This is a genomic window from Pseudonocardia sp. OZ21 (assembly GCF_059359135.1).
Window position 1 is genome coordinate 466,845 of sequence record NZ_JCADBN010000005.1, and the last position, 25,872, is coordinate 492,716.

30 protein-coding genes are annotated in these 25,872 nt (G+C 72.4%); 22 read left to right on the forward strand and 8 right to left on the reverse strand.

The window, feature by feature from the left end; all coding sequences use genetic code 11:
• The first annotated feature begins 44 nt into the window (after nt 1-44).
• Nucleotides 45-554, forward strand: a complete 510-nt coding sequence (locus tag AC5L35_RS15225; protein WP_495060270.1) for a GtrA family protein — start codon at nt 45-47, stop codon at nt 552-554.
• Nucleotides 555-583: 29 nt separating this feature from the next.
• On the opposite strand, the gene AC5L35_RS15230 is transcribed toward AC5L35_RS15225, so the two are convergent.
• Together AC5L35_RS15230 and AC5L35_RS15235 are read right to left on the reverse strand one after the other, a co-directional pair.
• Nucleotides 584-1,873, reverse strand: coding sequence for an ATP-binding protein (locus AC5L35_RS15230; protein ID WP_495060271.1), 1,290 nt, complete (start codon nt 1,871-1,873; stop codon nt 584-586).
• Between the two features lie 12 nt (nt 1,874-1,885).
• Complete coding sequence (locus tag AC5L35_RS15235) at nt 1,886-2,542, reverse strand: response regulator transcription factor (protein ID WP_495060272.1); 657 nt, start codon at nt 2,540-2,542, stop codon at nt 1,886-1,888.
• Between the two features lie 165 nt (nt 2,543-2,707).
• Between AC5L35_RS15235 and hisN the strand changes: the two genes are divergently transcribed.
• Entirely contained in the window at nt 2,708-3,502 is a 795-nt protein-coding gene (hisN, locus tag AC5L35_RS15240; protein WP_495060273.1) for a histidinol-phosphatase, read from the forward strand.
• The gene (locus AC5L35_RS15245; RefSeq protein WP_495060274.1) at nt 3,499-3,948 is read left to right on the forward strand and encodes a MaoC family dehydratase; all 450 of its coding nucleotides are present in this window, start codon (nt 3,499-3,501) and stop codon (nt 3,946-3,948) included. The genes hisN and AC5L35_RS15245 overlap by 4 nt, the downstream gene beginning before the upstream one ends.
• A gap of 95 nt (nt 3,949-4,043) precedes the next feature.
• Here the strand turns inward: AC5L35_RS15245 and AC5L35_RS15250 are convergent, their stop codons facing one another.
• The 4 genes from AC5L35_RS15250 to AC5L35_RS15265 form a co-directional block, all read right to left on the reverse strand.
• Nucleotides 4,044-5,213: an LLM class flavin-dependent oxidoreductase gene (locus AC5L35_RS15250; RefSeq protein ID WP_495060275.1), complete on the reverse strand. Its 1,170-nt coding sequence runs from the start codon at nt 5,211-5,213 to the stop codon at nt 4,044-4,046.
• A 75-nt stretch (nt 5,214-5,288) separates the two neighbouring features.
• On the reverse strand, nt 5,289-6,206 hold the full coding sequence (locus tag AC5L35_RS15255) for a hydroxymethylglutaryl-CoA lyase (RefSeq protein WP_495060398.1): 918 nt from the start codon (nt 6,204-6,206) through the stop codon (nt 5,289-5,291).
• 94 nt (nt 6,207-6,300) lie between these two features.
• Entirely contained in the window at nt 6,301-6,789 is a 489-nt protein-coding gene (locus tag AC5L35_RS15260) for a PH domain-containing protein (protein ID WP_495060276.1), read from the reverse strand.
• A 16-nt stretch (nt 6,790-6,805) separates the two neighbouring features.
• The gene (locus AC5L35_RS15265; RefSeq protein WP_495060277.1) at nt 6,806-7,612 is read right to left on the reverse strand and encodes a biotin--[acetyl-CoA-carboxylase] ligase; all 807 of its coding nucleotides are present in this window, start codon (nt 7,610-7,612) and stop codon (nt 6,806-6,808) included.
• A gap of 193 nt (nt 7,613-7,805) precedes the next feature.
• Between AC5L35_RS15265 and AC5L35_RS15270 the strand changes: the two genes are divergently transcribed.
• From AC5L35_RS15270 to AC5L35_RS15355, 18 genes are all read left to right on the forward strand, one after another.
• On the forward strand, nt 7,806-9,443 hold the full coding sequence (locus AC5L35_RS15270) for an acyl-CoA carboxylase subunit beta (protein WP_495060278.1): 1,638 nt from the start codon (nt 7,806-7,808) through the stop codon (nt 9,441-9,443).
• Complete coding sequence (locus AC5L35_RS15275) at nt 9,440-9,679, forward strand: acyl-CoA carboxylase subunit epsilon (RefSeq protein ID WP_495060279.1); 240 nt, start codon at nt 9,440-9,442, stop codon at nt 9,677-9,679. The genes AC5L35_RS15270 and AC5L35_RS15275 overlap by 4 nt, the downstream gene beginning before the upstream one ends.
• A gap of 152 nt (nt 9,680-9,831) precedes the next feature.
• On the forward strand, nt 9,832-10,074 hold the full coding sequence (locus AC5L35_RS15280; RefSeq protein ID WP_495060280.1) for a hypothetical protein: 243 nt from the start codon (nt 9,832-9,834) through the stop codon (nt 10,072-10,074).
• 86 nt (nt 10,075-10,160) lie between these two features.
• Complete coding sequence (locus tag AC5L35_RS15285; protein ID WP_495060281.1) at nt 10,161-11,126, forward strand: threonine ammonia-lyase; 966 nt, start codon at nt 10,161-10,163, stop codon at nt 11,124-11,126.
• Nucleotides 11,127-11,197: 71 nt separating this feature from the next.
• Complete coding sequence (locus AC5L35_RS15290) at nt 11,198-11,746, forward strand: hypothetical protein (protein ID WP_495060282.1); 549 nt, start codon at nt 11,198-11,200, stop codon at nt 11,744-11,746.
• Nucleotides 11,743-12,858 (forward strand): sensor histidine kinase, encoded by a 1,116-nt coding sequence (locus tag AC5L35_RS15295; protein WP_495060283.1) that lies wholly within the window; start codon nt 11,743-11,745, stop codon nt 12,856-12,858. The genes AC5L35_RS15290 and AC5L35_RS15295 overlap by 4 nt, the downstream gene beginning before the upstream one ends.
• Nucleotides 12,855-13,517, forward strand: coding sequence for a response regulator (locus tag AC5L35_RS15300; protein ID WP_495060284.1), 663 nt, complete (start codon nt 12,855-12,857; stop codon nt 13,515-13,517). The genes AC5L35_RS15295 and AC5L35_RS15300 overlap by 4 nt, the downstream gene beginning before the upstream one ends.
• Before the next feature lie 19 nt (nt 13,518-13,536).
• Complete coding sequence (locus tag AC5L35_RS15305) at nt 13,537-14,175, forward strand: Maf family protein (protein WP_495060285.1); 639 nt, start codon at nt 13,537-13,539, stop codon at nt 14,173-14,175.
• A gap of 34 nt (nt 14,176-14,209) precedes the next feature.
• Nucleotides 14,210-14,929, forward strand: a complete 720-nt coding sequence (locus AC5L35_RS15310; RefSeq protein ID WP_495060286.1) for a tetratricopeptide repeat protein — start codon at nt 14,210-14,212, stop codon at nt 14,927-14,929.
• A gap of 53 nt (nt 14,930-14,982) precedes the next feature.
• Nucleotides 14,983-15,873, forward strand: a complete 891-nt coding sequence (locus tag AC5L35_RS15315; RefSeq protein ID WP_495060287.1) for a sulfurtransferase — start codon at nt 14,983-14,985, stop codon at nt 15,871-15,873.
• A 46-nt stretch (nt 15,874-15,919) separates the two neighbouring features.
• Nucleotides 15,920-16,360 (forward strand): SufE family protein, encoded by a 441-nt coding sequence (locus AC5L35_RS15320; RefSeq protein WP_495060288.1) that lies wholly within the window; start codon nt 15,920-15,922, stop codon nt 16,358-16,360.
• 97 nt (nt 16,361-16,457) lie between these two features.
• A complete protein-coding gene (locus tag AC5L35_RS15325) occupies nt 16,458-17,372 on the forward strand; it encodes a TIGR04222 domain-containing membrane protein (RefSeq protein WP_495060289.1) in 915 nt (304 codons plus the stop codon).
• Nucleotides 17,365-18,225 (forward strand): MbnB/TglH/ChrH family RiPP precursor modification enzyme, encoded by an 861-nt coding sequence (locus AC5L35_RS15330; protein ID WP_495060290.1) that lies wholly within the window; start codon nt 17,365-17,367, stop codon nt 18,223-18,225. The genes AC5L35_RS15325 and AC5L35_RS15330 overlap by 8 nt, the downstream gene beginning before the upstream one ends.
• Nucleotides 18,222-18,632, forward strand: coding sequence for an SCO6045 C-terminal-like domain-containing protein (locus AC5L35_RS15335; RefSeq protein ID WP_495060291.1), 411 nt, complete (start codon nt 18,222-18,224; stop codon nt 18,630-18,632). Before AC5L35_RS15330 ends, AC5L35_RS15335 begins: the two co-directional genes overlap by 4 nt.
• A gap of 106 nt (nt 18,633-18,738) precedes the next feature.
• Nucleotides 18,739-20,505 carry an acetyl/propionyl/methylcrotonyl-CoA carboxylase subunit alpha gene (locus AC5L35_RS15340; RefSeq protein WP_495060399.1) on the forward strand — a complete coding sequence of 589 codons (1,767 nt, stop codon included), beginning with the start codon at nt 18,739-18,741 and terminating at the stop codon, nt 20,503-20,505.
• A gap of 20 nt (nt 20,506-20,525) precedes the next feature.
• Nucleotides 20,526-21,071, forward strand: a complete 546-nt coding sequence (locus AC5L35_RS15345; RefSeq protein WP_495060292.1) for a GNAT family N-acetyltransferase — start codon at nt 20,526-20,528, stop codon at nt 21,069-21,071.
• A gap of 222 nt (nt 21,072-21,293) precedes the next feature.
• Nucleotides 21,294-21,770: a hypothetical protein gene (locus AC5L35_RS15350; RefSeq protein ID WP_495060293.1), complete on the forward strand. Its 477-nt coding sequence runs from the start codon at nt 21,294-21,296 to the stop codon at nt 21,768-21,770.
• A 410-nt stretch (nt 21,771-22,180) separates the two neighbouring features.
• Complete coding sequence (locus tag AC5L35_RS15355) at nt 22,181-22,909, forward strand: hypothetical protein (protein WP_495060294.1); 729 nt, start codon at nt 22,181-22,183, stop codon at nt 22,907-22,909.
• Here the strand turns inward: AC5L35_RS15355 and AC5L35_RS15360 are convergent.
• The gene (locus AC5L35_RS15360) at nt 22,869-23,519 is read right to left on the reverse strand and encodes a response regulator transcription factor (protein WP_495060295.1); all 651 of its coding nucleotides are present in this window, start codon (nt 23,517-23,519) and stop codon (nt 22,869-22,871) included. The two genes, AC5L35_RS15355 and AC5L35_RS15360, sit on opposite strands and share 41 nt — an antisense overlap.
• Nucleotides 23,512-24,708, reverse strand: coding sequence for a sensor histidine kinase (locus tag AC5L35_RS15365; RefSeq protein WP_495060296.1), 1,197 nt, complete (start codon nt 24,706-24,708; stop codon nt 23,512-23,514). The genes AC5L35_RS15360 and AC5L35_RS15365 overlap by 8 nt, the downstream gene beginning before the upstream one ends.
• Before the next feature lie 6 nt (nt 24,709-24,714).
• Here AC5L35_RS15365 and AC5L35_RS15370 point away from each other — a divergent pair, with 6 nt between their 5' ends.
• On the forward strand, nt 24,715-25,719 hold the full coding sequence (locus AC5L35_RS15370) for a LysR family transcriptional regulator (RefSeq protein WP_495060297.1): 1,005 nt from the start codon (nt 24,715-24,717) through the stop codon (nt 25,717-25,719).
• Nucleotides 25,720-25,872 lie beyond the last annotated feature (153 nt).

Below are 25,872 nucleotides of genomic sequence, written 5' to 3' on the forward strand. Positions count from 1 at the left end.
TACCTGCGGGCGCCGCGCTGTCGGCGTCTGGCACGATCGAGCAGGTGCCTATGGTCGAGTCGGTGCTGGCAGCCATCCCGCAGCCCTACCGTGACGTCGCCGTCAAGCATCGCGAGCTCGTCAAGTTTGCCGTGGTCGGCGGCTCGACCTGGGTGATCGATACTGCGATCTTCCTGTTCCTCAAGAGCACCGTGCTCAGCGACAAGCCCATCACGGCGAAGATCATCTCGGTGCTGGTGGCCACGATCGTGTCCTATGTCCTGAACCGCGAGTGGTCCTTCCGCACCCGTGGGGGCCGGGACCGGCACCACGAGGCCGCGCTGTTCTTCATCATCAGCGGCGTGGGCGTGGTGGTCTACACGGCTCCGCTGGCGATATCACGCTACGTACTCGATCTCCAGGTGCCGGGCGTGAGCCTCCTGACGCAGGAGATCGCCGACTTCGTCAGCGGCCAGATCATCGGGGTGCTCGCCGGCATGGCGTTCCGCTGGTGGGCGTTCCGGCGGTTCGTCTTCCCCGACGAGAACGCGCGCAGCCGGGTCCCCACGAGCTGAGCCCGCCCCCGGAGAAGCCCCCGGGACGGTCAGCGCGGTGGTGAGGAGACCGGCAGCGGCGTGCCCACCACGGCGTCCGCCCGCGCCACCGGCAGGAAGATCGTGAACATCGGCGGCCGGGCTCTGGACAGCTCGAGCCGCCCGCCATCGGCCTCGACGAGTGCGCGCGCCAGCGCGAGCCCCAGCCCGGTGGACGACCCCACCGAGACCCCCCGGTCGAAGACGTGGGGCACCAGCTCCTCCGGCACCCCCGCCCCGGCGTCGCTGACCTCGATGAGCAGGCTGTTCTCCGCCGACCGTGCGCTGAGCGTGACGGTGCCGGCGCCGTGCTGGATGGCGTTCTCCACCAGCGCCCCGACCGCCTCCCGGATCCGGGCAGGCGTCACCCGGGCCAGCAACCCGGCAGGCACCCGCAGCTTCAGCGACCGCCCTGCGGCGCGCAGAGCGGGCCGCCACTCATCCGCGACGGTGCTCAGGCCCTCCCGCAGGTCCTGCAGCTGAGCCCCTGCCGCCCGGGCCGCGCGGGCCGCCTCGAGCAGCTCGTCGAGCACGGCGGAGAGGCGCTCGGCCTGCTCCAGCGCGGCCAGTGCCTCCCGGCGCGCGCTCGGGTCGGGATGCTGGGTGAGCTCGTCGAGCCGTAGCTGTAGGGCGGTGAGGCGGCTGCGTAGCTGGTGAGAGACGTCACCGACGAGCGCGCGCTCGCGCTGCACGAGCTCCGCCAGCGCCGTGGCCGAGGTGTCGAGGACGTCGGACACCGCGTCCAGTTCGGGGATGCCGTGCCGCTCGGGCGCGGAACGGAAGTCGCCCGCGCCCAGCCGGGCCGCGCGGTCGGCGACTCCGCGGAGCGGCTCGGCCAGCCGCCGTGCGGTGACGGTGGCCACCACCGCTCCCGTGGCGACCGACAGCACCACCAGCAGTGCGACCACGAGCGTGACCTGCACCTGCTCGGCACGCAGGACCAGGTGTGGCTCCTCGAGCGTGATCGAGCCACCTGGCCCGAAGGGGATGGTCTCCGACACGGGGTTCGCTCCCACGTCGGGGCCGATCACGTGCGGCGGCTGACCGGCCTGCTGCAGCACGAGCCGGCCACCCGCCGGGATGGCCAGCTCGAGCGCCCGCATGTCGACGTTGGAGAAATCCCCGTTCGCGCCGGTGAGGGTGGCGTCCAGCCGACCGGCGACGCGTTCGAGGCTGGACGTCAGCTCGCCGCGGGTGAAGTCCTCGACGAGCCGCCACGTGGTGATGGTGAGCGGCCCGCCGAGCACCAGCGCGGTGATGGCGACGACGAGCAATGTGGACTGCAGGATGCGGCGACGCAACGCAGGGACCGATCAGTCGTGGTTGAACCGGAAACCGACGCCGCGCACAGTAGCGATCCGGCGCTCACCGCCGATCTTGCGGCGCAACCATGACATGTGCATGTCCAGGGTCTTGGAGGTCTTCATCTCCGGGTCGTTCCAGACCTCTCGGAGGATCTCCTCGCGGGTGACGACCTGGCCCGCGCGCAGCAGCAGCACGCGCAGCAGCTCGAACTCCTTGTTGGCGAGGCCCACCTCGGCCCCGTCAACGAGCACCCGCCTGCCGGACAGCTCCATGCGTACGCCGCCCACCTCCACCGACTCCGGGGTGAGCCTGCGCAGCAGCGCCCGGACCCTGGCCAGCAGCTCGGCGAGCCGGAACGGCTTGCCGACGTAGTCGTCGGCCCCCGCGTCCAGGCCCACGACGAAGTCGACCTCGTCGGTGCGCGCGGTGAGCATGAGAACCGGCAGGTCAGGGGCGTCTAGCCGCACCCTGCGGCACACCTCCAGCCCGTCCATGCCGGGTAGACCCAGATCGAGAACGAGCAGGTCGACGTGCCCGAGCCGCACCCGCTCCAGCGCGGCGGCGCCATCGACGGCGACGTCCACGTCGTAACCTTCGCGCTGCAGAGCGCGCGACAAAGGTTCCGCGATGGCGGCGTCGTCCTCAGCTAACAGGACGGTGGTCACAACCCCAGTGTATGCACCTTCTGGTCGGGCTGTCCGACAATCGAGCCGCGGCACGTCGCGCGTCCCTGCTCACCCCGTCACAGACGAGCCCCAACGGTCACCGGCGGCCCGTGCGGCGGGAGCGGAAACCCGGCGTCACCGGCGCGTGAGGCAGGCTCTCCGGTTGTGGACAGCGATCTCGAGCTCGCCCTGCGTCTCGCCGACACCGCGGACGCGATCACCCTCGACCGGTTCCGCGCGACCGACCTGCGGGTCACCCGCAAGCCGGACCGCACGCCGGTCACCGACGCGGACACCGCGGCCGAGGACGCCATCCGCCGCACCCTCGCAGCGGAACGTCCGGACGACGCGGTCCTCGGTGAGGAGGGCGGGGGTGGCGTGCCGGAGTCCGGCCGCGGCTGGGTGCTGGACCCGATCGACGGGACCAAGAACTTCTCGCGCGGCATGCCCGTCTGGGGCAGCCTGATCGCCCTCGCCGTGGACGGCGAGCCGGTCGTGGGTGTCGCGAGCGCGCCCGCGCTGGGCCGGCGCTGGTGGGCGGCCCGCGGCGCCGGCGCCTGGACCACCGACGCCCCGGGCGGCCCGCCGCGCCGGATCACCGTCTCCGGCGTCACGGACCTCTCCGACGCCTACGTCTCCACCACCGACATCCAGACGTTCGCCGAGCTGGGGCGCCGCGAGCACTACCTGCGCCTCGTCGACTCCTGCTGGGAGAGCCGCGCCTTCGGTGACTTCTGGCAGCACTGCCTCGTCGCCGAGGGCGTGCTCGACCTCGCCGTCGACGTCATCGCGAACACGTGGGACCTGGCCGCGCTGCTGCCGATCCTCGCCGAGGCGGGCGGCGCGCTCACCGACCTCGCCGGGGTGGCGACACCCGCCGGTGGGGACGGGATCGCCTCGAACGGCAAGCTGCACGACGCCGCGCTGGCGATCATCGGAAGGGAGAAGACGAACCTGTGACCGAGCTCGCCTACGAGGACTTCACCACCGGCCGGGTCTTCGACCTGGGGACGACGGTCGTGGACCGGGACGAGATGCTCGCGTTCGCCCGCCGGTTCGACCCCCAGCCGTTCCACGTCGACGAGGAGGCGGGGGCGGCGTCGATCTTCGGCGGCCTCGCGGCATCCGGCTGGTTCACCGCGGCGCTTTGGATGCGCGCCTACGTCGACGGCGTGCTGGCGCACTCCACGTCCGTCGGCTCCCCCGGTGGCGACGAGATCCGCTGGCCCGCACCCGTCTTCGCGGGCGACGAACTGCGCGCGTCCATGGAGGTGCTGGAGGCGAGACGCTCCCGCAGCCGCCCGGGGCTGGGGCTGGTGCGGCTGCGGGCGCTGACGCACCGCGGCGACGAACTGGTCTACAGCAGCACGTTCACCGGGATGTTCAGCACGCGCGACGCGGAGTAGCCCTCCGCCCGCAGCCCGCCCCCCGTTGCAGCAAAGCCACGTTCATGCCATCTGGTTGCGTGAACGTGGCTTTGCTGCAACTCCGGGGGGTCCTTTCAGCCGCGGTCGGCAAGCTCCTTCTGGTACTTCTCCGTCATGTGGGCGACGGCCTGGTTCTGCTGCTCGGCGTGCCCCTCCCGGGTCTGGGTGGCGCGGGCCTTCGCGTCGAGCGTGGCCTGTGCCTGGCCCTGGAACCTCGGCATCACGTGCTGTGCGATGAGCTCGTAGGACCGCCGGGTGGCCTCCGGGTTGGCCCACTCGTGCGCCATCAGCAGCATGGCGCCGAAACCGCCCGACTGGTCGACGAGCTTCTGCACCTGCGCGGCGGCGTCGTCGGGCGTGCCGATGGCGCCGATGCCGGCCTCGTTGACGAAGTCGATCATCTCCCGGACGTCGCCGCCCGCCACGGCCATCTGCGGGAACGCCGCCACCTTCTGGAAGTAGCGGAACCACTGCTCGATGCCGTGCTCGACGTCCTTGTACGCCTGCTCGCGGGTCTCCGCGACGTGCATGAGCCCGACCAGGCGCCACTTCAGCCGATCGACGGCGGTGCCGTACGCCCCGGCCCGCTCCTCCATGACGCCCCAGTGGTGCGCCAGCGCGTCGAAGCCCTCCTTGGTGAGGGTGGCGCCGATGGAGAGCAGGCCGACGCCGTACCGGCCGGCGAGCCGGGGCCCGGTCGGCGAGGCGACCGCAGCGACCGCGACGTCGAACAGCGGGTCGGAGTACGGCCGCAGGTGCAACCGGGCGTCGACCAGCGTGTGGGTGCGCGTCGTCGCGTTCACCGGCTCGTCGCCGCGCAGCAGGCGCATGACGATGTCGAGGTTCTCCTCGAGCAGCTCACGCGTGTCGGTGGGGTTCAGGCCGATCATCGCGGAGTCGGTGGGCAGTGAGCCCGGACCGACCCCCAGCATGATGCGGCCGCGCGTGAGGTGGTCGAGCAGCACCATGCGTTCGGCCACCCACAACGGGTTGTGGTAGCTCAGCGAGGTCACCCCGGTACCGAGCTTGATGTGCCTCGTGCGCTCGGCCGCTGCGGCGATGAAGATCTCCGGTGACGCGATGATCTCCGAGCCGGCGGAGTGGTGCTCGCCGATCCACGCCTCGTCGTAGCCGAGGTCGTCGAGATGCTGGACCAGCCGTAGGTCGCGCTGCAGGGCGCTGGTCGGGTTCTCCCCCGCCGGGTGGAACGGGGCCAGGAAGGTGCCGAAACGCAGTCGTGTCACGAGCGGACTCCAGTCGTCGACGACAGTCCTCTCGACCGTAGGCATGCCGACGGGGAAGCGCAGCCCCTCGTCAGGTCAGGTACCGCCCAGCGCGCGCACAACTCGCGACGGCGACGGTCTGCCGAGGTGGTGGGCCATCCAGGTGCTCGTGGCGACGAGAGTGTCGAGATCCACACCGTGGCGGATGCCCAGGCCGTCGAGCATCCAGACGAGGTCCTCGGTGGCCAGGTTGCCGGTGGCCGACTCGGCGTAGGGACAGCCGCCGAGCCCGCCCGCGCTCGCGTCCACGGTGGTGACCCCGTGGCGCAGCGCGGCCAGCGTGTTGGCCAGCGCCTGCCCGTAGGTGTCGTGGAAGTGCACGGCGATCTGCCGGATCGGGACCCCGTCGGCCACGCACGCGTCGAGCACCGCACCGACGTGGCCCGGCGTGCCGGTGCCGATCGTGTCGCCCAGCGACAGCTGGTGGCACCCCATCTCGACGAGCCTGCGCCCCACCGCGGCCACCTGGCCGGGCGCCACCACGCCCTCCCACGGGTCGCCGAAGCACATCGACACGTAGCCGCGCACCCGTAGCCCCTGCGCCAGCGCCCGCTCGACGACCGGGGCGAACATGTCGAACTGCTCGTCCAGGGTGCGGTTGAGGTTGCGCTTCGCGAACGTCTCGGTGGCGCTGGCGAAGATCGCGATGTGCCGCACGCCTGCGGCCAGGGCGCGGTCGAGCCCTCGCTCGTTGGGCACCAGCACCGGATAGTCGATGCCGTCGACGCGCACCATCCGGCGCAGCAGGTCGGCGGCGTCCGCGAGCTGCGGCACCCACCTCGGGTGCACGAAGCTGGTGGCCTCGAGAACGCGGAGACCTGCTCGCGCGAGCCGCTGCAGGAACTCGGCCTTCACCTCGACGGGCACGACCGTCGACTCGTTCTGCAGCCCGTCGCGCGCCCCGACCTCGTAGATCGTGACGTGGTCGGGGAGCGTGGGATCACGCACGACCATCGGAAGATCGCGGGCACCCCGTCCACCACCGCTCACCCGCGACACCTTGGCGCTCTGCGGCCGTCGGGTCAACGCACACGCCGCACGGCGCAGGTCAGGCCTGGCTGTCGGCCAGCTCCTGGTACAGCGACGCGTGCACTCTCTGCACGCCCGGAACGTCGTCGAACTCCAGTGGCTCGTCCGACGCCGACTCGATCACCAGGGTGCCGCAGCCCAGGATCCGTTCGAAGATCGTGTGCCGGAACTGCACGCTGTTGATGCGTCGCATCGGGATGTCGATGCCCTGGCGCGAAAGCACCCCTTCCCGGACCAGCACCCGCCGCGTGGTGACGACGAAGTGGGTGGTGCGCCACCGGACCACCGGCACCACCGTGAACCGGATGACGAGGCCCAGCGCGAGCACGGCGAGCGCCAGCCAGGCCCACGGCGCCCAGGTCTGCGTGCGCACCACCGCGGCGAGAAACGTGCCGACCGCGACCACCAGCAGCAGCACCAGCACCGGGACGACGACCATCTTCCAGTGCGGGTGCTTGTGCATCACGACCTGCTCGCCCTCGACGAGGAGCTCGTCCGGGTAGGCCACACGGCCACGGTACTGCTCAGTCGGCGGGCCGCAGGTGTACGACGTCACCCGCTGCGACCGCCCGCCGGTGGCCCGCCGGGTCGAGGAGCAGCAACCTGCCGTCCCGGTCGACGTCCTCGGCGATGCCGGTGAGGACCGTGCCGCCGGGCAGCTCCACCCGCACCTCGGCACCCAGGCTCGCGCACCCCGACCGGTAGTCGGCACGCAGCCGGGTGGCGTCCGGGTCGCCACGGCCCTCGCGCCATGCGGCCTCCCGCTCGGCCAGCCGCCGGAGCAACGTCACGAGCACGGCGGTGCGGTCGGCCGGGCCGCCCTCGGCGACCAGCGACGTGGCGCCGGGCTGGTCGGGGGGCGCCGCGACCACGTTCATCCCGATCCCGACGACGACGGCGGGGCGGGCGTGGTCGGCGACCTCGGCGAGAATCCCCGCCACCTTCCGGGACTCCGCGCCGAGCAGCAGGTCGTTGGGCCACTTCAGCCCCGCCGGAGCGGTGGTGAGCTCCCGGACGGCGTCGAGGGCGGCGAGCCCGGCGAGCAGCGGCAGCCAGCCGTACCGCGACGGCGGGACGCCGGTGGGGCGCAGCAGGACGCTCACGGTGATGCCGGACCCGGGCGGGGCCACCCAGCTGCGGGCGAGCCTGCCGCGTCCGGCCTCCTGGAACTCCGCGACGAGCACCGAGCGGTCGGGAGCGCCTGCCGCGGCGGCGGCCATCAGATCGGCGTTCGTGGAGCCGGTGCGCTCGACCACGTCGACCTGAGCCCAGGGGCCGACGAGCGACGTGCGCAGCACATCCGCGTCCAGCGGCTGAGCGGTCCGGTTCATACGGGCGGACGCTACCGGCGGTCCGGTCGCGACGTGGGATGCGGCACGGATGTCCGCGACGGACGGACCCCGACGGGCGACGGACGTGCCGGTGGAGGTCCGCGCCCCGACGGACAGCCGGGCGCCGTCGCGTCTCCGGCGCACGGGCCCCCACGCCCGGATTAAGCTGCGCAGCCATGAGCGAGGGACGACGATGAGCGCCGCTGCGGAGCCGGTCGGGGACGCGTCCGGGGCCGACGAGCCCGACATCCACACCACGGCAGGCAAGCTCGCCGACCTCTACCGGCGCATCGACGGCGCGGTGCACGCCGGGAGCGAGGCGGCGGTCGAGCGCCAGCACGCGAAGGGCCGGCAGACCGCCCGCGAGCGGGTCGACCAGCTGCTCGACCCGGGCTCCTTCGTCGAGCTCGACGCCCTCACCCGGCACCGCTCCACGAACTTCGGGATGGACGCCAACCGCCCGCTCGGCGACGGCGTCGTCACCGGCACGGGCACGATCGACGGCCGTCCCGTCGCCGTGTTCAGCCAGGACGCCACGGTGTTCGGCGGGGCACTCGGCGAGGTGCACGGCGAGAAGATCGTCAAGGTCATGGACCTGGCGGTGAAGATCGGGTGCCCCGTCATCGGCATCAACGACGGCGGCGGGGCCCGCATCCAGGAGGGCGTGGTCGCGCTCGGCCTCTACGCCGAGATCTTCGTGCGCAACGTGCGCAGCTCGGGTGTCGTCCCGCAGATCTCACTGATCATGGGTCCGGCCGCGGGTGGCGCCGTGTACTCGCCTGCTCTCACCGACTTCACGGTGATGGTCGACGGCACCAGCCACATGTTCATCACCGGACCGGACATCATCAAGACGGTCACCGGCGAGGAGGTCGACTTCGAGGACCTCGGCGGCGGCCGGGCCCACAACACGAAGTCCGGTGTGGCGCACTACCTCGCCGACGACGAGGCAGACGCGCTCGCCTACGTCAAGGAGCTGCTGAGTTTCCTGCCGTCCAACAACCTCTCCGAGCCACCCGTCTTCCCGGCGCCGGAGCCGGTGGCCGGCGCGATCGCCGACGGGCTCACCGACGTCGACCTCGAGCTGGACAGCATCATCCCGGACTCGCCGAACACGCCGTACGACATCCGCGAGGTGATCAACCGGGTGCTCGACGAGGGCGAGTTCCTCGAGGTGCACGAGCTGTTCGCGCCCAACATCGTGGTGGGCTTCGGCCGGGTCGAGGGCAGGTCCGTGGGCATCGTCGCCAACCAGCCCATGCAGTTCGCCGGCACCCTCGACATCGACGCCTCCGAGAAGGCGGCCCGTTTCGTCCGCACCTGTGACGCGTTCAACATCCCCGTACTCACGTTCGTCGACGTGCCCGGCTTCCTGCCCGGCACGGAGCAGGAGTGGAACGGGATCATCCGCCGCGGCGCCAAGCTGATCTACGCCTACGCCGAGGCCACGGTCCCGAAGGTCACGGTGATCACCCGCAAGGCCTACGGCGGCGCGTACGACGTGATGGGGTCCAAGCACCTGGGTGCCGACGTCAACGTGGCCTGGCCCACCGCGCAGATCGCCGTGACGGGCTCGGCGGGCGCGGTGAGCATCCTCTACCGCAAGGAGCTCAAGGGCCTCGAGGGCGACGAGCTCGCCGCCCGGCGGGCGGAGCTGCAGCAGGAGTACGAGGACACCCTGGCCAACCCCTACATCGCGGCCGACCGCGGCTACATCGACGGTGTCATCCCGCCGTCGCACACGCGCGGCCACATCGCGCGCGCCCTTCGCCTGCTGGCCACCAAGCGGGAGGCCGTGCCGGCCCGCAAGCACGGGAACATCCCGCTGTGACGGCGCCGGGCGAGGCGACGCCCGAGGAGCGCCGGGCGATGTTCCGGGTGGTGCGGGGCGAGCCGACCGACGAGGAGGTGGCCGCGTTGACCGTGGTGCTCGCCGCGGCGGCCACCACACCGGGCACGTCGTCGGCGCCTGCCGCCCGGGACCGCTGGTCGGACCCCGTGACCAGGTTCCGCGTGCCGTTGCACCCTGGTCCCGGCGCGTGGAAGACCTCCACCTGGCCCCGCTGAGCACGACCCGGACCGCACCGCGTCTCCAGCCTCAAGGTTCACCCAAGTTCCTGGCCTCCTCGCTGTGATCGCCCCCACACTCGGTTCACCGGCCGAGGGGGACGGGCCGCCCGTTCGGACGGCAGACCCACGGCCAGGAGGAGGGGACCGACGTGGACACCGACACGATCGTCAGAATCGGCCTCATCGCGCTCGTGGCCATCGCGGTGCTGACCGCGATGCCCAGCCTGCGCGGCACCTCCAGCAGGCGGGGCGCCACCGGCGCCGCCTCCGCGTCCGGCCGGCGGGGGCAGCACGACACCGGCGCCGACCACACCCCCGCCTGCGCTGACCACCCCGTCGGCCACCCCACGGGCCACGACGGAGGCGGGGGCGGCGACCCCGGCAACGGCTGAGGCCCGGGATTGCAGCAAAGCCACGTTCATGCCACCTCGTTGCGTGAACGTGGCTTTGCTGCAACGGGGTGGGCCATGATCGGGGCATGGGGGAACGCGTGGTGCCGTCGGTCGAGGAGATCCGGCACGCCGCGGAGCACCTCGATCCGGTGTTCGCCGGATCACCCCAGCTCTCCGGCACCACGCTCGATGACGGGGGCGCCCGGGTCGTGCTCAAGGTCGAGACCCTCAACCCGATCCGATCGTTCAAGGGGCGCGGGGCCGTCACGTGGATGCGCGAGGTCGGGTCGACGGCAGGCGGGGTGGTGTGTGCGTCGGCGGGGAACTTCGGCCAGGGGCTGGCGTATGCGGCCCGCGCGGCCGGGACCCCGTGCCGGGTCTTCGTCGGGGCCTCCGCGAACCCGGCGAAGGTCGAGTCGATCCGCGCTCTCGGGGCCGAGGTCGAGGTCGGTGGGCCCGACTACGACTCCGCCATCGCGAGCGCGCAGCGCTTCGCGAGTGAGTCCGGGCTGAGCTTCGTGCAGGACGGCCGTGACCCGTGGATCGCCGCGGGAGCCGCAACGATGGCGCTCGAGGTCACCGAGGCCGGGACGCTGCCCGACGTCGCGCTCGTTCCCGTCGGCAACAGCGCACTGATCCTGGGGGTCGCCCGGTGGCTGCGGCACCGCAGTCCCGGCGTCCAGGTCGTCGGCGTCTGCGCCGAGAACGCCGCGGCGCCGGCTCTCTCGTGGCGGGCGGGCCGGGTGGTCACCACCGCGAGCGCCACCACCGTCGCCGACGGGATCGCGGTGCGCGAGCCGTTCCCGGAGTCGGTCGAGGCGATGCTCGACCACGTCGACGACATGGTCCTGGTCAGCGAGAAGCGACTCCGCGCCGCGACGCGGTGGCTGGTCGCCGAGGTCGGGCTCCTCGTCGAGCCCGCCGGTGCTGCCGGTGTGGCCGCGCTCCAGGCGGACCCCGTCCGGTACGGGGGCCGCACCGTTCTCACCCCGCTCTGCGGTGGCCACCTGCCACCCGACGCCCTCGGCTGGAGCAGGGAATGGAGCACGTGAGCGGCTGACCCGCAGGTGGGTCCACCGTGGGGTGGAGACGCGATCTCCACCCCGGGTCCACCGCGGGGCCGATGATCACCGAGCCCGCACGCAGCAGGGTCATCGGCATGGAGAACCTCTCGTACGCCATTGCGGGCCTCGGCCTCGTCTGGGTGCTGTCCCGGCAGTTCACGGGCCGGTTCGTGTCCTTGCGACGGGCCGTGGCGGTGCCGCTCGTCCTCGTGCTGGTCGGGCTCGACCAGGCCTACAGCGCCGACATCCGCTGGACGGCAGCGGCCGTCGGGGTGGTGGCGCTCGACCTGCTGCTGATGGTGGGACTCGGGGCCGCGCGAGCCTCCGCGGTCCGGCTGACCGAGCGCGACGGCTACCTCTACCAGCGCGGTGGCTGGCCGCTCCTGGTGCTCTGGGTGGTCTCGATCGGCGCCAGGGTGGGCCTGGCCGTGCTGACCACCGGCGACGCGAGGACGGCCGCTGAGGCGACCGTGGCGCTCTCGGTGGGGGTGAGCCTCGCCGCTCAGTACGCGGTGCTGACCGCGCGGGTCCGGGCCGACGGGAGGCCGCTGCGGCCGGGTGCCCGTGATCGACGCGGCGCCGTGGCGGGGTCCAGACTCGACCCGTGATCGTGGAACGCGGCCCCCTGCGGGTGGCGGGCAACCTGGTCTGGTTGCCGATCGTGCTGGTGGCGTCGTTCGTGCGAGAGCCCCCGCCTGCCCACCCGCTCGGCGCGGTGGTCGCCGCCACCGCCGCGACCACGGGCTGGGCACTCCTCGGGTGGATGCGCGAGAACCCACCGTGGTGGTGGACGCCCGCCGGTGTCGCCGCCGCCGGTCTGGGCGGCGTCGCACTCCTGGCCACCACGCAGTCCCCCACCCCGTTCGCGTTCCTCCTGTATGCCGTGCTGATCGCAGCCATCAGGCTCCCCGTCGCCGCCGCGGCGGCGACGCTCTCCGGGACGGTCATCGGCCTGGTCGCGGTGAGCCTCGGGGCCGCACCAGCCGTCGTGACGGTGTACGTGCTCCTGCTCGTGGCGATGCTGCTGTTCGGGATGGGGCGCCGCGAGAGCGCCCACCGCGCCGAGCAGCGTGAGCTCGCCGTCGTCGCCACCGCGAGGGCGCACGAGGAGCACGCCCGCGCCGCGGCATTGGACGAGCGCGCCCGGATCGCCAGGGACGTCCACGACGTGCTCGCCCACTCGCTGTCCGCGCTCGCGGTGCAACTGCAGGGCGCGCGGCTGATGCTGCTGCGCGACGGCGCCCCGCCGGACACCGTCGCGCAGGTGGAGCGGGCGCAGCGGCTGGCAGCCGACGGGCTGGCGGAGGCACGCAAGGCCGTCACCGCCCTGCGCACGGAACCGGTCGACGTCGTCGAGGGGCTGCGCGCCCTCGTCGCCGACGCGCCCGACGCCACGCTGCAGATCGACGGCGAGCCGGTCGACCTGGTGGCGGGCGAGCGGGAGACGGTGCTCCGCACGGCACAGGAGGCCCTCACCAACGCCCGCCGGCATGCCGCGGGAGCCCCGGTGCACGTGCGACTGACCCGCCTCGGCGGGGCCACCGAACTGGAGGTGCACGACCGCGGCGGGGCGCCCGTACCCCGGCGGCCCGGCGGCTACGGCCTCACCGGCATGGCCGAACGGGCCGCGCTGGCCGGTGCCGAGCTGGAGGCCGGCCCGGTGGCGGACGGCTGGCGGGTGCGCTTGCGGCTGCCCGCTGCTGACGAGGTGCAGGCGTGAGCGCCCGGGACGGCAGCGCGGCCGCGGAGCTGCGCGTCGTGCTCGCCGACGACCAGACGATCGTGCGCGAGGGCCTGGTCACCCTGCTCGACCTGCTGCCCGGGATCCGGGTCGTGGGCGCCGCCGCCGACGGCGAGGAGGCCGTCGCCCTCGTCGCCCGGCACGCCCCCGACGTCCTGCTCACGGACCTGCGCATGCCGGTGTGCGACGGCGTCGGCGCCACGCAGCGGGTGCGCGCCGAGCACCCCGGCACGGCGGTCGTCGTGCTCACGACCTACGCCGACGACGCCGCCGTGGTCGACGCGCTGCGGGCAGGCGCGCTCGGGTGGCTGTCCAAGGACGCCGACGCCGAGGCGATCGGGCACGCGCTGCGGTCCGCCGCCGCGGGACAGTCCACGATCGACTCCGCCGCGCTCGCCCGACTGGTCGCCGCCGGTCCCCGGCCGGCCGGCCCACCTCCGGACGGCCTGACGAACCGGGAGGCCGAGGTGCTCGCGCTGATCGCGGCCGGGCTGTCCAACCGCGAGATCGCACGCCGCCTCGTGGTCGGAGAGGCGACGGTGAAGACGCACGTCAACCACCTGTTCGCCAAGGCCGGACTGCACGATCGGGCCCAGGCCGTGCGCTACGCCTACCGGCACGGGCTCGTCGCGGAGTGACCGCCTAGGGTCGGTCGTCGTGCGTGTCGTACTCGCTTCCGCCTCCCCCGCCCGGCTGTCGGTCCTGAGGGCGGCGGGGCTCGACCCGGTCGTCGAGGTGGCCGACGTCGACGAGGAGGCGCTGCTCGACACCGTGCCGCACGCCTCGCCCGGTGAGAAGGTCACCACTCTCGCCGCCGCGAAGGCCACCACGATCGCCCGCCGGATCGCCGGCACCCACCCGGACGCGGTCGTGATCGGCTGCGACTCGATGCTGCACGTCAACTCCGAGCTCGTCGGCAAGCCCGGCGACGTCGAGGTGGCCAGACGGCGCTGGCGGGCCATGGCCGGACGCACCGGAGAGCTCGTCACCGGCCACACCGTGCTGCGGATGGCCGACGGGGAGATCGACCGGGTCGCCGAGGGACACGCGGTCACCGTGGTGCGGTTCGCCGAGCCGAGCGACGAGGAGCTCGACGCCTACCTCGCCACCCGCGAACCGCTCGCCGTGGCCGGGGCCTTCACGCTCGACGGGCTGGGCGGCTGGTTCGTCGAGGGCATCGACGGCGACCCGTCCAACGTCATCGGGATCAGCCTGCCGTTGACGCGCCGCCTGCTCGCCGGTGTCGGCGTCCGCGTGACCGATCTGTGGACGTCCGGAGCCCGACCGGAGGCGTGATCGACTCCTCCGGAATCGGTATACCGTCGGCGCCATGAGCTACTACGCGGACACGCGTGCGGCGTTCCGTCGTGGCGACACGGCGGTCGTGGAGCGGTTGAGCCGGGAGGAGCTCGCCCGCGCTCGCGAGAGCGCCGACGTCGACGCCGAGGTAGAGGCGCTCTGCATGCTGGCCAGGGTCGCTGTGCGCGGCGGTGACGTCGCCGAGGGCAGGCGGCTGGGCCGGGAGGCCCTGGAGCTCGCGCGGCGCGCGGGCGAGCGGCGGCTCGAGCTCGCTCCGACGCACATCCTGGCCGGCTCCGCGCGGATCATGGGGGACCTCGCGTCGGCACGCACGCACCACGCCGAGAGCATCGCGCTCAGCGAGGAGTTCGGCAACGCCGACCGGGTGGTCATGGAGCTGCACAACCTGGCGTACGTCGAGTGGCACGCCGGCGATGTCGACCGCGCCCGCGAGCTGTTCACCGTGACCTGCAGGCGGACGCTCAAGCAGGGGATCGACGACTTCCTGCCCTACGTCACGCTCGACGCGGCGATCGTGGCCGAGATCGACGGCGACCCGGCGCACGCCGCCCGGCTGCTCGCCGCCACCGAGAGCGCGCTCGGCACGCTCGGGCAGATCCTCGACCCGGACGACGCGATCGAGCAGAAGGAACTCCGCAGCCGGCTGGTCGCGGCGCTCGGGCGGGACGGGTTCGACTCCGCGTACGCCACGGGGACCGGCCTCGGGCTCCGCGAGGCGCTCGGGGAGTGAACATCGCTCCTCGCTGCCGTACGCCCGCGGACGGTGAGGACTAACCTGAACGCATGGCGCTGCCCCATGACACCGACCCGAAGCTGGCCGAGTACGCCCACCCGGAGCGGCTGGTCACCACCGAGTGGCTCGCGCAGAACCTGGGCGCCGACGGCCTCGTCGTCGTCGAGTCCGACGAGGACGTGCTGCTCTACGACACCGGGCACATCCCGGGCGCTGTGAAGGTCGACTGGCACACCGAGCTGAACGACCCCGTCACCCGCGACTACGTCGACGGCGAGGGGTTCGCGCGGCTGTGTGCCGAGCGGGGCATCTCGCGGGAGAGCACCGTGGTCTTCTACGGCGACCGCAACAACTGGTGGGCCACCTACGCACTCTGGGTGTTCTCACTGTTCGGCCACCCTGACGTGCGCATCGTCGACGGCGGCCGGGCCAAGTGGGTCGCCGAGGGCCGCGAGATGACCACCGAGCAGACGAAGCCGACCCCCACCGACTACCCGGTGGTCGAGCGCGACGACGCCACCATCCGCGCGTTCAAGGACGACGTCCTGGCCCACCTGGGCAAGCCGATGGTGGACGTCCGCTCGCCCGGCGAGTACTCGGGCGAGCTGCTGCACATGCCCGACTACCCGCAGGAGGGCGCGGTCCGCGGCGGCCACATCCCGGGCGCGGCGAGCGTCCCGTGGGCGCGCGCGGCCGGCGAGGACGCCACCTTCAAGCCGCGGGCCGACCTGGACGCCATCTACGTGCAGGAGCAGGGGCTCTCGCCCGAGGACGACGTGGTCGCCTACTGCCGCATCGGCGAGCGCTCCAGCCACACCTGGTTCGTGCTCACCCACCTGCTGGGCTTCGGCAGGGTCCGCAACTACGACGGCAGCTGGACGGAGTGGGGCAACACCGTGCGAGTGCCGATCGTCCAGGGCTCGGAGCGCGGTTCGGTATGAGCGCACGAGCGACCGCAGCACCGACCGAGGGCTGCGGGGGCGGGCGATGAGCCTCCCCCCGCAGCTCGCCGAGCTGGTCGAGGACTTCTCGGAGGTCGGGCCGAAGGACCGGCTGCAGCTGCTGCTGGAGCTGTCCCGGGAGCTGCCCGCGCTCCCGGAGCGCTACGCCGACGCCGCCGACACGATGGAACAGGTGCACGAGTGCCAGTCGCCGCTGTTCCTGGCGGTGGAGGTGGAGCCTGCGGGTGACCGCGCCGTGCACCTGTTCTTCTCCGCTCCGCCGGAGGCGCCCACCACCCGGGGCTTCGCGTCGATCATGCACACCGGGCTCGACGGCGAGCCCGCCGCCGACGTGCTGGCCGTGCCCGACGACTTCTACACCGCACTCGGGCTCGCCCAGGCCGTCAGCCCGCTCCGGCTGCGCGGCATGGCGGCGATGCTCGCCCGGATCAAGAACCAGGTGCGCACGGCCACCGCAGCGGCCTGACTAGGCAACCTCAAGTCCTGGTCAAGAAGGTTCTCGCCGCCGTAAGAGGGCAGCAACACTGTGAGACGTCTCATAAGGACGGCTCAGGAGGTGTGTGGTGGCCCTCGCAGCAACAGCTGACACCTGGGGCATCAGCGGTCCGACGTTCCTGCTCGCCTATCTCGTGATCGCGGTGGCGGTGTGGGTGGCGAGCACCCGAGCGCGCCGGGTGCTCGCCGAGTCCCGGGTCACCGCCCCGGCCACCGACCTCACGGCCCGTCCGCACGACATCGCGTACCTCAACGGCGGTGCCGAGCTCGCGGTGTACTCGGCGCTGAGCTCGATGCACCTGCGCGGCACGATCACGTCCTCGCGCGGCGCCGTCCAGTCCGCCGGCCGGCTCGATCCCGGTACCGACGGGCTGGAGCGCGCCATCCACTTCACCGCTCGGGGCCGGGTGCGCCGAAGCCGCTTGCCGTTCCACCGCCCCGTGCTGACCGCCCTGTCCGAGATCGAGAAGCGGCTGGTCGGCGCCGGCCTGCTGTTGTCGGAGGAGCAGCGGCTCCGCATCCGGCGCGTCGGGGTGTGGATGCTGGCGGTCGCCGTGCTCGGTCTGGTGCGCGTGCTCGCCGGGGTGGCCGAGGCCAAGCCCGTGGGGTTCCTCGTCGCGGCGCTCATCGCCGTCGCGCTCGTGGCCGTCGTGCAGTTCGCACGGGCCCCACGACGCACGCGAGGCGGTGACCGGATGCTCGCGACGTTGCGCACCGAACACCACCTGCTCTCGCCCGAGGTGAAGCCCGACTGGTCGGTCCACGGACCTGTCGGCGCCGCGCTGGGCGTCGGGGTCTTCGGAATGGGTGCACTGTGGGCGTCCGACCCTGCATTCGCCGACGAGCTCGCCGCCCAGCGGCTGGCTGCGGGCGGATCGGGGGGCGACGGCGGCGCCGGGATCAGCAGCTACGGCGACAGCGGGGGCGGGGGCGATGGGGGCGGGGGCGCGAGCTGCGGCGCAGGCGGGGGCTGCGGTGGCTGAGACGGCCGCGCCGCTGCCCGCGGGGGTCGGCATCGGCTGGCGACCCGAGATCGCCGCGTGGGTCGCGCGCCTCGCCGCTCCGGCCTTCTGCGAGGTGATCGCCGAGTCGCTCGCTCCCGCAGCGGCACATCGAGGGGTGCTGGAGCTCCGGGAGCGTGGCGTCCCGGTCGTGCCCCACGGCGTCCGGCTCTCCCTCGGCGGCGCGGAACCCGTCGAGGCCCGCCGGGTCACGCACCTCGCGGCGTGCGCCGCCGCACTGCAGGCTCCGCTGGTGAGCGAGCACGTCGCCTTCGTCCGCGCGGGCGACCTCGACGCGGGACACCTGCTCCCGGTGCCGCGCACGCGGGAGGCACTGGACGTGCTCGCCCGCAACGTCCGGCGCATGCAGGCCGAGCTCGACGTCCCGCTCGCCCTGGAGCCGATCGCGGCGCTGTTCGACTGGCCCGAGGACGAGTACACCGAGCCCGACTTCCTCACCGCCCTGCTGGAGCGCACGGGGGCGCTGCTCCTGCTCGACGTGGCCAACATCCACGCCAACGCGGTCAACCGCGGCCAGGACCCGGAGGCCGTGCTCGACCGGCTGCCGCTGGACCGGGTCGCCTACGTGCACGTCGCCGGGGGCGCGGAACACCCCGACGACCCCGGGATCTACCACGACACCCACACCCATCCGGTGCCCGCAGCGGTGCTGGGCCTGCTGCAACGGCTCGTGGAACGGACGGCGCAGGCTCCGCCGGTGATGCTGGAGCGCGACGGCCGCTACCCACCCGCCGCCGAGCTGCTGGCCGAGCTGGACGCCATCGCGGCCGCGGCCGGGCACCCGCCCGTCGGCCAGCAGCGGGTGCCGTGGTGACCCAGGACCGCGACCTCGGGGCGCGGCAGGCCGAGCTGGTGGCCGCGCTCGTGACGGGAGCACCGGTCCCCCACGGCTTCGACGTCGCCCGGATCGACGCCACCCGCCGCGCGCTCCTGCGCAAGCGCGCGGGCGCGGCCGCGACGGCGTGGCCGCTGCTGGCGACGTCGCTGGGAGCCGAGTGGCCCCGCGTCTTCGCCGCGCACCACGCCGGCCGCGAGCCCTCCGGCGCGCTGCGCGACGGCTGGGACGTCGCCCGCGCCCTGCACCGGCGCGGCGAGCTCAGCGGCGCGGCCCGAGCCGAGCTGGCCGAGCGGGAGGCCGCGTTCCGGTACGACGGGCACCGCCACCCCACGCCGCGGCGCCTCCTTCCGCGAATCGTGGCGAAGCTCGCGGGCCGACGCTGACCGACCGCGCCGGGCAGGAGGGATCCACCCCCTAAACTCCCCGGTAACAACCGACCCGGGGCACCGGTCCCCAGCGGACACCACGAGGAGGCCGACCGTGGCGCGCTTGAGCAAGGTTCTCGTCGCGAACCGGGGGGAGATCGCCGTCCGCGTCATCAGAGCCTGCCGCGACGCCGGGCTGAGCAGCGTCGCCGCCTACGCCGACCCCGACCGGGACGCCCCCTTCGTGCGCCTGGCCGACGAGGCGTTCGCCCTCGGCGGCACCACCGCTGCCGACTCCTACCTCGCGTTCGACAAGCTGCTCGACGTCGCGAAGCGCGCCGGCGCCGACGCCGTCCACCCCGGATACGGCTTCCTCAGCGAGAACGCCGACTTCGCGCAGGCCGTCATCGACGCGGACCTCACCTGGATCGGCCCCACCCCGCAGGCCATCCGCGATCTCGGGGACAAGGTCACCGCCCGGCACATCGCCACCCGCGCCGGCGCGCCGCTCGTGCCCGGCACCGCCGAGCCGGTGAGCGGGGCCGAGGAGGTGGAGGCCTTCGCCGAGGAGCACGGGCTCCCCATCGCGATCAAGGCTGCGTTCGGCGGCGGCGGCCGGGGCATGAAGGTGGCCCGCGAGAAGAAGGAGATCGCCGAGCTCTACGAGTCGGCGGTCCGCGAGGCCACCGCGGCGTTCGGTCGTGGCGAGTGCTTCGTCGAGCGCTACCTGGACAAGCCCCGCCACGTCGAGGCCCAGGTGCTGGCCGACACCCACGGCAACGTCATCGTGGTCGGCACACGCGACTGCTCCCTGCAACGGCGGTTCCAGAAGCTCGTGGAGGAGGCGCCTGCGCCGTTCCTCACCGACGAGCAGCGCAGCACGATCCACGAGGCAGCCAAGGCGATCTGCACGGAGGCCGGCTACCACGGCGCCGGCACCGTCGAGTTCCTCGTCGGACAGGACGGGCTGATCTCGTTCCTGGAGGTCAACACCCGGCTACAGGTGGAGCACCCCGTCTCGGAGGAGACGAGCGGGCTCGACCTGGTGCGCGAGCAGTTCCGCATCGCCGAGGGCGAGGTCCTCAACCTCCTCGAGGACCCCGAGCCGCGCGGGCACTCCATCGAGTTCCGGATCAACGGCGAGGACGCCGGTCGGAACTTCCTGCCCGCCCCCGGCGCCGTCCGGTCCATCTCCTTCCCGGCCGGGCCCGGGGTCCGGGTGGACGCCGGCGTCGAGGCCGGTTCGGTGATCGGCGGCCAGTTCGACTCGCTGCTGGCCAAGCTCATCGTCACCGGCTCGGACCGGGCGCAGGCCCTGGAGCGGTCGCGCCGGGCGCTGGCCGAGTTCCAGGTCGAGGGCATGGCCACGGTGCTGCCGTTCCACCGGCTCGTGGTCGAGGACCCTGCGTTCGCCGCGGCGGAGGAGCCGGACTTCACCGTCCACACGCGGTGGATCGAGACCGAGTGGGACAACACCGTCCCGCCCTTCGAGGGCGGCGAGGACGCCGAGGAGGACGCCGGACCGCGCCAGACCGTGGTCGTCGAGGTCGGCGGCAGGCGGCTGGAGGTCTCGCTGCCCGGCGACCTGGCCATCGGCGGAGGCGCGGCCGGTGGGGCCGCGGCCAAGGCGGCGCCCCGCAAGCGCGGAGGCGGCCGGGGCGGCGCGAAGGTCTCCGGCGACGCGGTGACGGCGCCCATGCAGGGCACGATCATCAAGGTCGCGGTGTCCGACGGCGACACGGTCTCGGCCGGCGATCTCGTGGTCGTGCTGGAGGCCATGAAGATGGAGAATCCCGTCATGGCCCACAAGGACGGCACGATCACCGGCCTGTCGGCGGAGACCGGCAGTTCCCTGTCGCAGGGCACCGTGATCTGCGAGATCAAGGAGTAGGCGCGCCGCGCGCTCCCGCCATGGAACCGGTGGAGATCAACGCAGGCACCTGGTACCTGCGCGCTCTGCGTGCCGACGAGCGCATCGACGACCGGCCCGCCGTGGTGGCGTCCTGCCTCGATCCGGAGATCCGCCGCTGGCGCCGCCGCCCGGCGGCCACCCGGGCGGAGGCCGACGCCTACGTCCGGCTCCGCACGCGCGAGTGGAGCCGCGACGAGCGCTACACGTGGGCGGTGTGCGCGCCCACCACCGGGGAGATGCTCGGTGAGGTCGAACTGGCCGCTCTCGACCTCGCTGCAGGCACGGCAGAGGCGGCCTGCTGGGCGCTCCCGGAAGCCCGCGGCAAGGGGATGACCACCACTTCACTCTCTGCGGTGCTGCGGTTCGGGTTCGCCGGGCTGGGCCTGCACCGCGTCACCTACGCGTGGGCCGAGGGCAACAACGCGTCGGCCCGCGTGGCGATCAAGTGCGGGTTCCGGCCGGAGGCGCGGCAGCCGTCGGCCTGGGTGGTCGACGGGCGGCACATGGACGTCCTGGTGGCGGCCCGGTCGGCGACGGACGGTTGACCTTCGAGCACACAGCGTCCTACCGTCGTCGAGCCAGGCATTCCACAGCGACCCCGCACCGTGCTGGACAAGTGCATAGCGGACAGCAGTGACGCAACCCGTGACCACCACGGGGCCCGGTGACTCCGCCACGCGGAAGTGCCGCGCCGCGGATCCGTTCGCCACGCAGGCTCAGGCCGCGCCGCGAACACGCCCCCATCCAGACCGGCGACCAGGATCCGTATGCCCCCCGACACGTTCGTGACCACGCACATCCACATCGACGGGCCGATACCCGGTCCACACTCCCTGCTCACCCTCACGTCCGCCGCGCACTCGCCCGGCGGAGACCCGACAGCCGTGTTCACCACCAACGTGCGTGAGCTGCCCGGTGCCACCCTCCACCCCGTCGCCCTCCAGACCTGGAGGCGGCGGGCGGACGACTGGCTCTCCACCCGCCGGGCCACCCGTCCACCAGCCCTCGCGATGAGCGCCTTCGCCCAGTGGATCGACCGACTCCCCGGGCGTCCGGTGTTCGTCGCCGACACCGCAGAACCGGACTATCTGTTCCTGTACTGGTACCTGCAACGCTTCACCGGGCACTGGCCCTTCGCCAGGACCCTCACCGATGCGGATCTCCACGCCCGCATCGGCTGCTCGACCCTCTGCCCGCTCGCCGGGTGCCGGACACCGGAGGCGGTGCTGGCGAGGACGAGCTGACGCTCCACGACGGCCGGTGCGGACTGCAGCCGCACCGGCCGTCGTGCGTCGGGCCGCGACCCGTCGGACGGAAACAGGCCCCCTGCGAGGGATGGGATCCCACGCGAGGGGGACTGATCTGGTTCCGTCGTCGCCTAGCTTTCTTTCGCATGGGTTTCTGTTCGGACAGCAGGCCGGCCTTGTTCTCTGCCGCTTGGTCTGCCGGGTACGCGGTGATCCTTGCCTCGAGCGCGGTTGTCGACTCACCGTCGTTCAGCGGAGTGCCGTTCTTTCCAGCAGGGTGGGTTCCGGTGATACCAGCGGCCCTGGCTGCAGTGGTCTGCCTGGTGACAGGTCTGCATGCGACACGCAGCTGGCCGCCACGAGCGCGCTTGCTACTGGCCGGCCTGGGATGGGCCGCGGGGGCGTCGATGATCGCGTACTGCCTCCTGTTCTGGATCGATCTGACGATGATCGTCATGCTGCCCTTCGGTGTGGACAGCGGAGATCAACTCGCCGGCCTGCCCTTGCGGGCCGCGGGAGTCGCGGCTGGAGGTCTGACACTGTGGTGTGCTGCCACGGACCTCCGCCGTGTGCGGTCGGCATGTGATCGCTGCGGCCGGATCCACGGACTGTCCCCGGAGCGGCGCACCGAGCCGTCACCGTGGTGGGCCTACGCGGGCGCCTACGTGGCTGTCGCAGGTCTGGCGGTACGTCTCAGCCCCGCAATCGTCGAAGGACTGAACCTCGATGGGCCGGGCGGGCCGGGGTTCACGATCTTCTTCGGCCTCATGATCCTGGCGGGGACACTCTTGCCGTTGGCGCTTGCTCACCCCTGGGGAAGAGTGTGGCCGAGCTGGTCGCCATGGGCAGGGCAGTTCGTCCCCAGGTGGCTGGTGCTCGGTCCGGGGGTGTTCATGGGGGTCGGGTTGAGCGCGTATTTCGGCGTCGGCGGGATGAGTGCGATCGCCGTCGGGGCGACTCCCGCCGGCCCGGGTGCGATCATGGAGATCGGCGGCTACACGATCTGGGGTGCCGGACTGCTCATCGCGTCGACCTCCTACTACCGCCTGACCAAACCCGAGTGTCAGGGGCTCGAGCAAACGGGGCCTGAGAGCGTCATCGATGGAGCGGGACGAGGCCTGTCGTATAAGCGATGACCACGGCCTGTGTGCGGTCGCGTGCTCCGAGCTTGGCCAGTATCCGTGACATGTGAGTGCGCACGGTCTCGACGCCCAGGAAGAGCGCTTGCGCGATCTCGGCGTTGGTCTGCCCCGCAGCCACCTGGGTCAGAACGTCGGTCTCCCGGTCGGTCAGCGCCGGCCCCCGGTAGGTCACCTCTGTGGGGGCCCGGGTGGCCAGGAGCGTTCGTAGCGCCTGGGGGAACACGAGGCTCTCCCCGAGGGCGACCGTCCGCACCGCGGAAATGATCTGCTCGGCGTTCGCGCGCTTGAGCAGAAACCCGGAGGCGCCGGCGCGCATCGCCCTGAAGACGTACTCGTCGGTGCCGAACGTCGTGAAGACCAGCACCCGCGGCGCGTCGGGCAGCGTCAGCAGCTGCTCGGTTGCGTGGATGCCGTCGAGCTTGGGCATCTGGACGTCCATGCACACGACCGCGGGACGTACGCGGCGTACCAGTCCCACCGCCTCGACGCCGTCGCTCGCCTCACCGACCACCTCGATGTCCGGTTCGGACTGCAGCAGGTTGCGTAGGCCGCTGCGGATGATCGGCTCGTCGTCGACGACCGCAACGGAGATCGGTTCAACCACGGTGGCCCACCCCCCACGGCAGGTGCGCAGACAGACGCCATTGGGTGTTCTCGGTGCCCGCCTCGAACCGGCCGCCGAGCAGCGCGACGCGTTCGTCGAGCCCGATGAGCCCGCGGCCGCGGCGGCCCGACGGCGAGCCGGTACCAGCGGGGTTGGTCGCGGTGATGACGAGATGGTCGTCCTCGGGTACCACCCTGAGAGTGACGGGCCCGCGGCCGCCGTGTTTGGCGGCGTTGTGCAGGGCCTCCGAGCAGACGCGGTATGCCGTGGTCGACAGGAGCGCGCCGGCCGGCAGCTCGGCTACCTCGAACGTCACGTCCAGACCGAGCTTGCGATGCTCGTCGACGAGGGTTTCGAGCTGGTCGAGCCCCGGTTCGGGCTGTCGCAACGGTTCGTCGTCGCGCAGCAGTGCCAGCACCTGGTCCAGCTCGCCGAGCGCTCGCCCGGCAAGTGACTCGATCGTGGCGAAGGACTCAGCCGCCACGTCGGGATCGCGGCGCAGCAGCCGGGACCCGGCGGCTGCGTGCAAGGAGATACCGCTCAGCGCGTGCCCGACGCCGTCGTGCAGCTCACGCGACAGCCGGCGGTACTCGGTCTCCTGGTGCAGCCGGGCCGTGACCTCGGCGAGCCGGTCTGTGCTGGTCGGGCCCAGCAGCCGGGACGCGGCCCGGGCCATTGCCGCGCCGGCACCGAGGACGAGCCCGATGGTCCCGGCAACAGCGCTCACCGCCCCGGCCGCGGTGAGCGCCCAGCCCAGTGGAGTCGACGGCCGGGCCAGCCAGACGATGAACTCGACCTGTCCGCCCCTCACGATGACCACGGCCAACGCGCCCAGTGCCCACACCACGAGCACCACCGACAGACCGGTGACGAAGCCCAGGATCTGGTGGGCGGCGGTGTAGACGGCGGTGCGCCACCGGTGCTCCCACCGGAGCCGTTGCGGACGGGCCAGCCCGGTGTCGACCCGTAGCAGCGACCCGGCCGCCGCGACCTGCAGGTCGCGGATACCCGGTAGCAGGCCGACGGTCAGCACTGGTAGCAACCCGACCCCCACCACCACTGCCGGCATCGGCATGCCAGGCCCTGCCAACGCAGCGGAGACGGTCGCAACGACGACTGCGACAGCGAGGCAGATCGCGGCGCCGATCAGCAGGTAGACAGCGCGGCGCGGCACCTCCCGCCAGCTCATGCGTCCATGATGCCCACCACGCCCGCATCGGACGCCTCCCCCGTCCGGGGGACGCTCCCCCTGTCACGGGGGATGCGCGGTCGGCGGGGAGGAACCGTTCCCGGCCAGAACGCGTCGTCGGCCATCTCCTGCCCGGCGAACCCGGACCTATGCTGCTCAGGCGTGGACGTCGAACTCCGTCATCTCCGGGCGTTCGCCGCCGTCGCGCGGCAGCGGTCGTTCACCCGCGCGGCGGAGCAACTCCTGATCACCCAGCCGGCGTTGACCCGCACGGTCCAGCAACTCGAGGCGGCACTCCAGGTGCGACTGCTCGACAGGACCTCGCGCCGGTTCGAGCTCACCGAGGCCGGGCAGGATTTCCTGATCCGTGCCGAGCGGGTGCTCGCCGAGATGGACGAGGCTCTGGCGGCCGTGCGCGGGCAGGTCACCGTCCGCCTCGGGTTCAGCTGGCTGCTGCCCGATCCATGGGCCCAGCACGCGGTGAGCATGTTCGAGCAGGCCACTGGCAATACCGTCTCGCTGGTCCGCTGCGACGACGCGCTTTCCTGCCTCCGGCAACACACGATCGACGTCGCGCTCGTGCGCGGCGACATCGCCCCGTCACCGATCCGCGTGGTGCACCTGTTCGACGAGAATCGGGTCGCGGTGTGCTCCGAACACTCCGAACTGGCCGACCGGGAACAGTTGGCGTGGAGCGACGTGCCCCGGTGGCCGCTCGTGGTGAACACCCTCAGCGGCACGACCGGACCCTGGACGTGGGCGCCGGGCGAGGGACCGGCTCGCATCATCGAGACCGCGAACTTCGACGAATGGCTGGAGTCGGTGGCCGCCGACCGCGGGATCGGCGTGGTCCCCGACGTCGCGAGGCGGCGTCACATTCACTCGGCCGTCAGGTTCGTCCCCCTGGTCGGCGCGCCACCGGTTCCCGTTTCCCTCGCATTCATGCCGCACGTGCAGGAGGCATTGATGCGGGAGTTCGTCGAAGCCGCCGTTGCAGCGATCGGTTCCTGAACTGCTGACCGAAAGCGGCGAGCGCCGGAGAATTACGTAGCCCGACGTCCATACCTGCGGAACATGGATGCGCTACGCCAGGCATTTAACAAGTCGCTGCGCCACGCTTACGTTCGATGACGAGCCGACAAGGGAGAACTCGTCGTCATGATC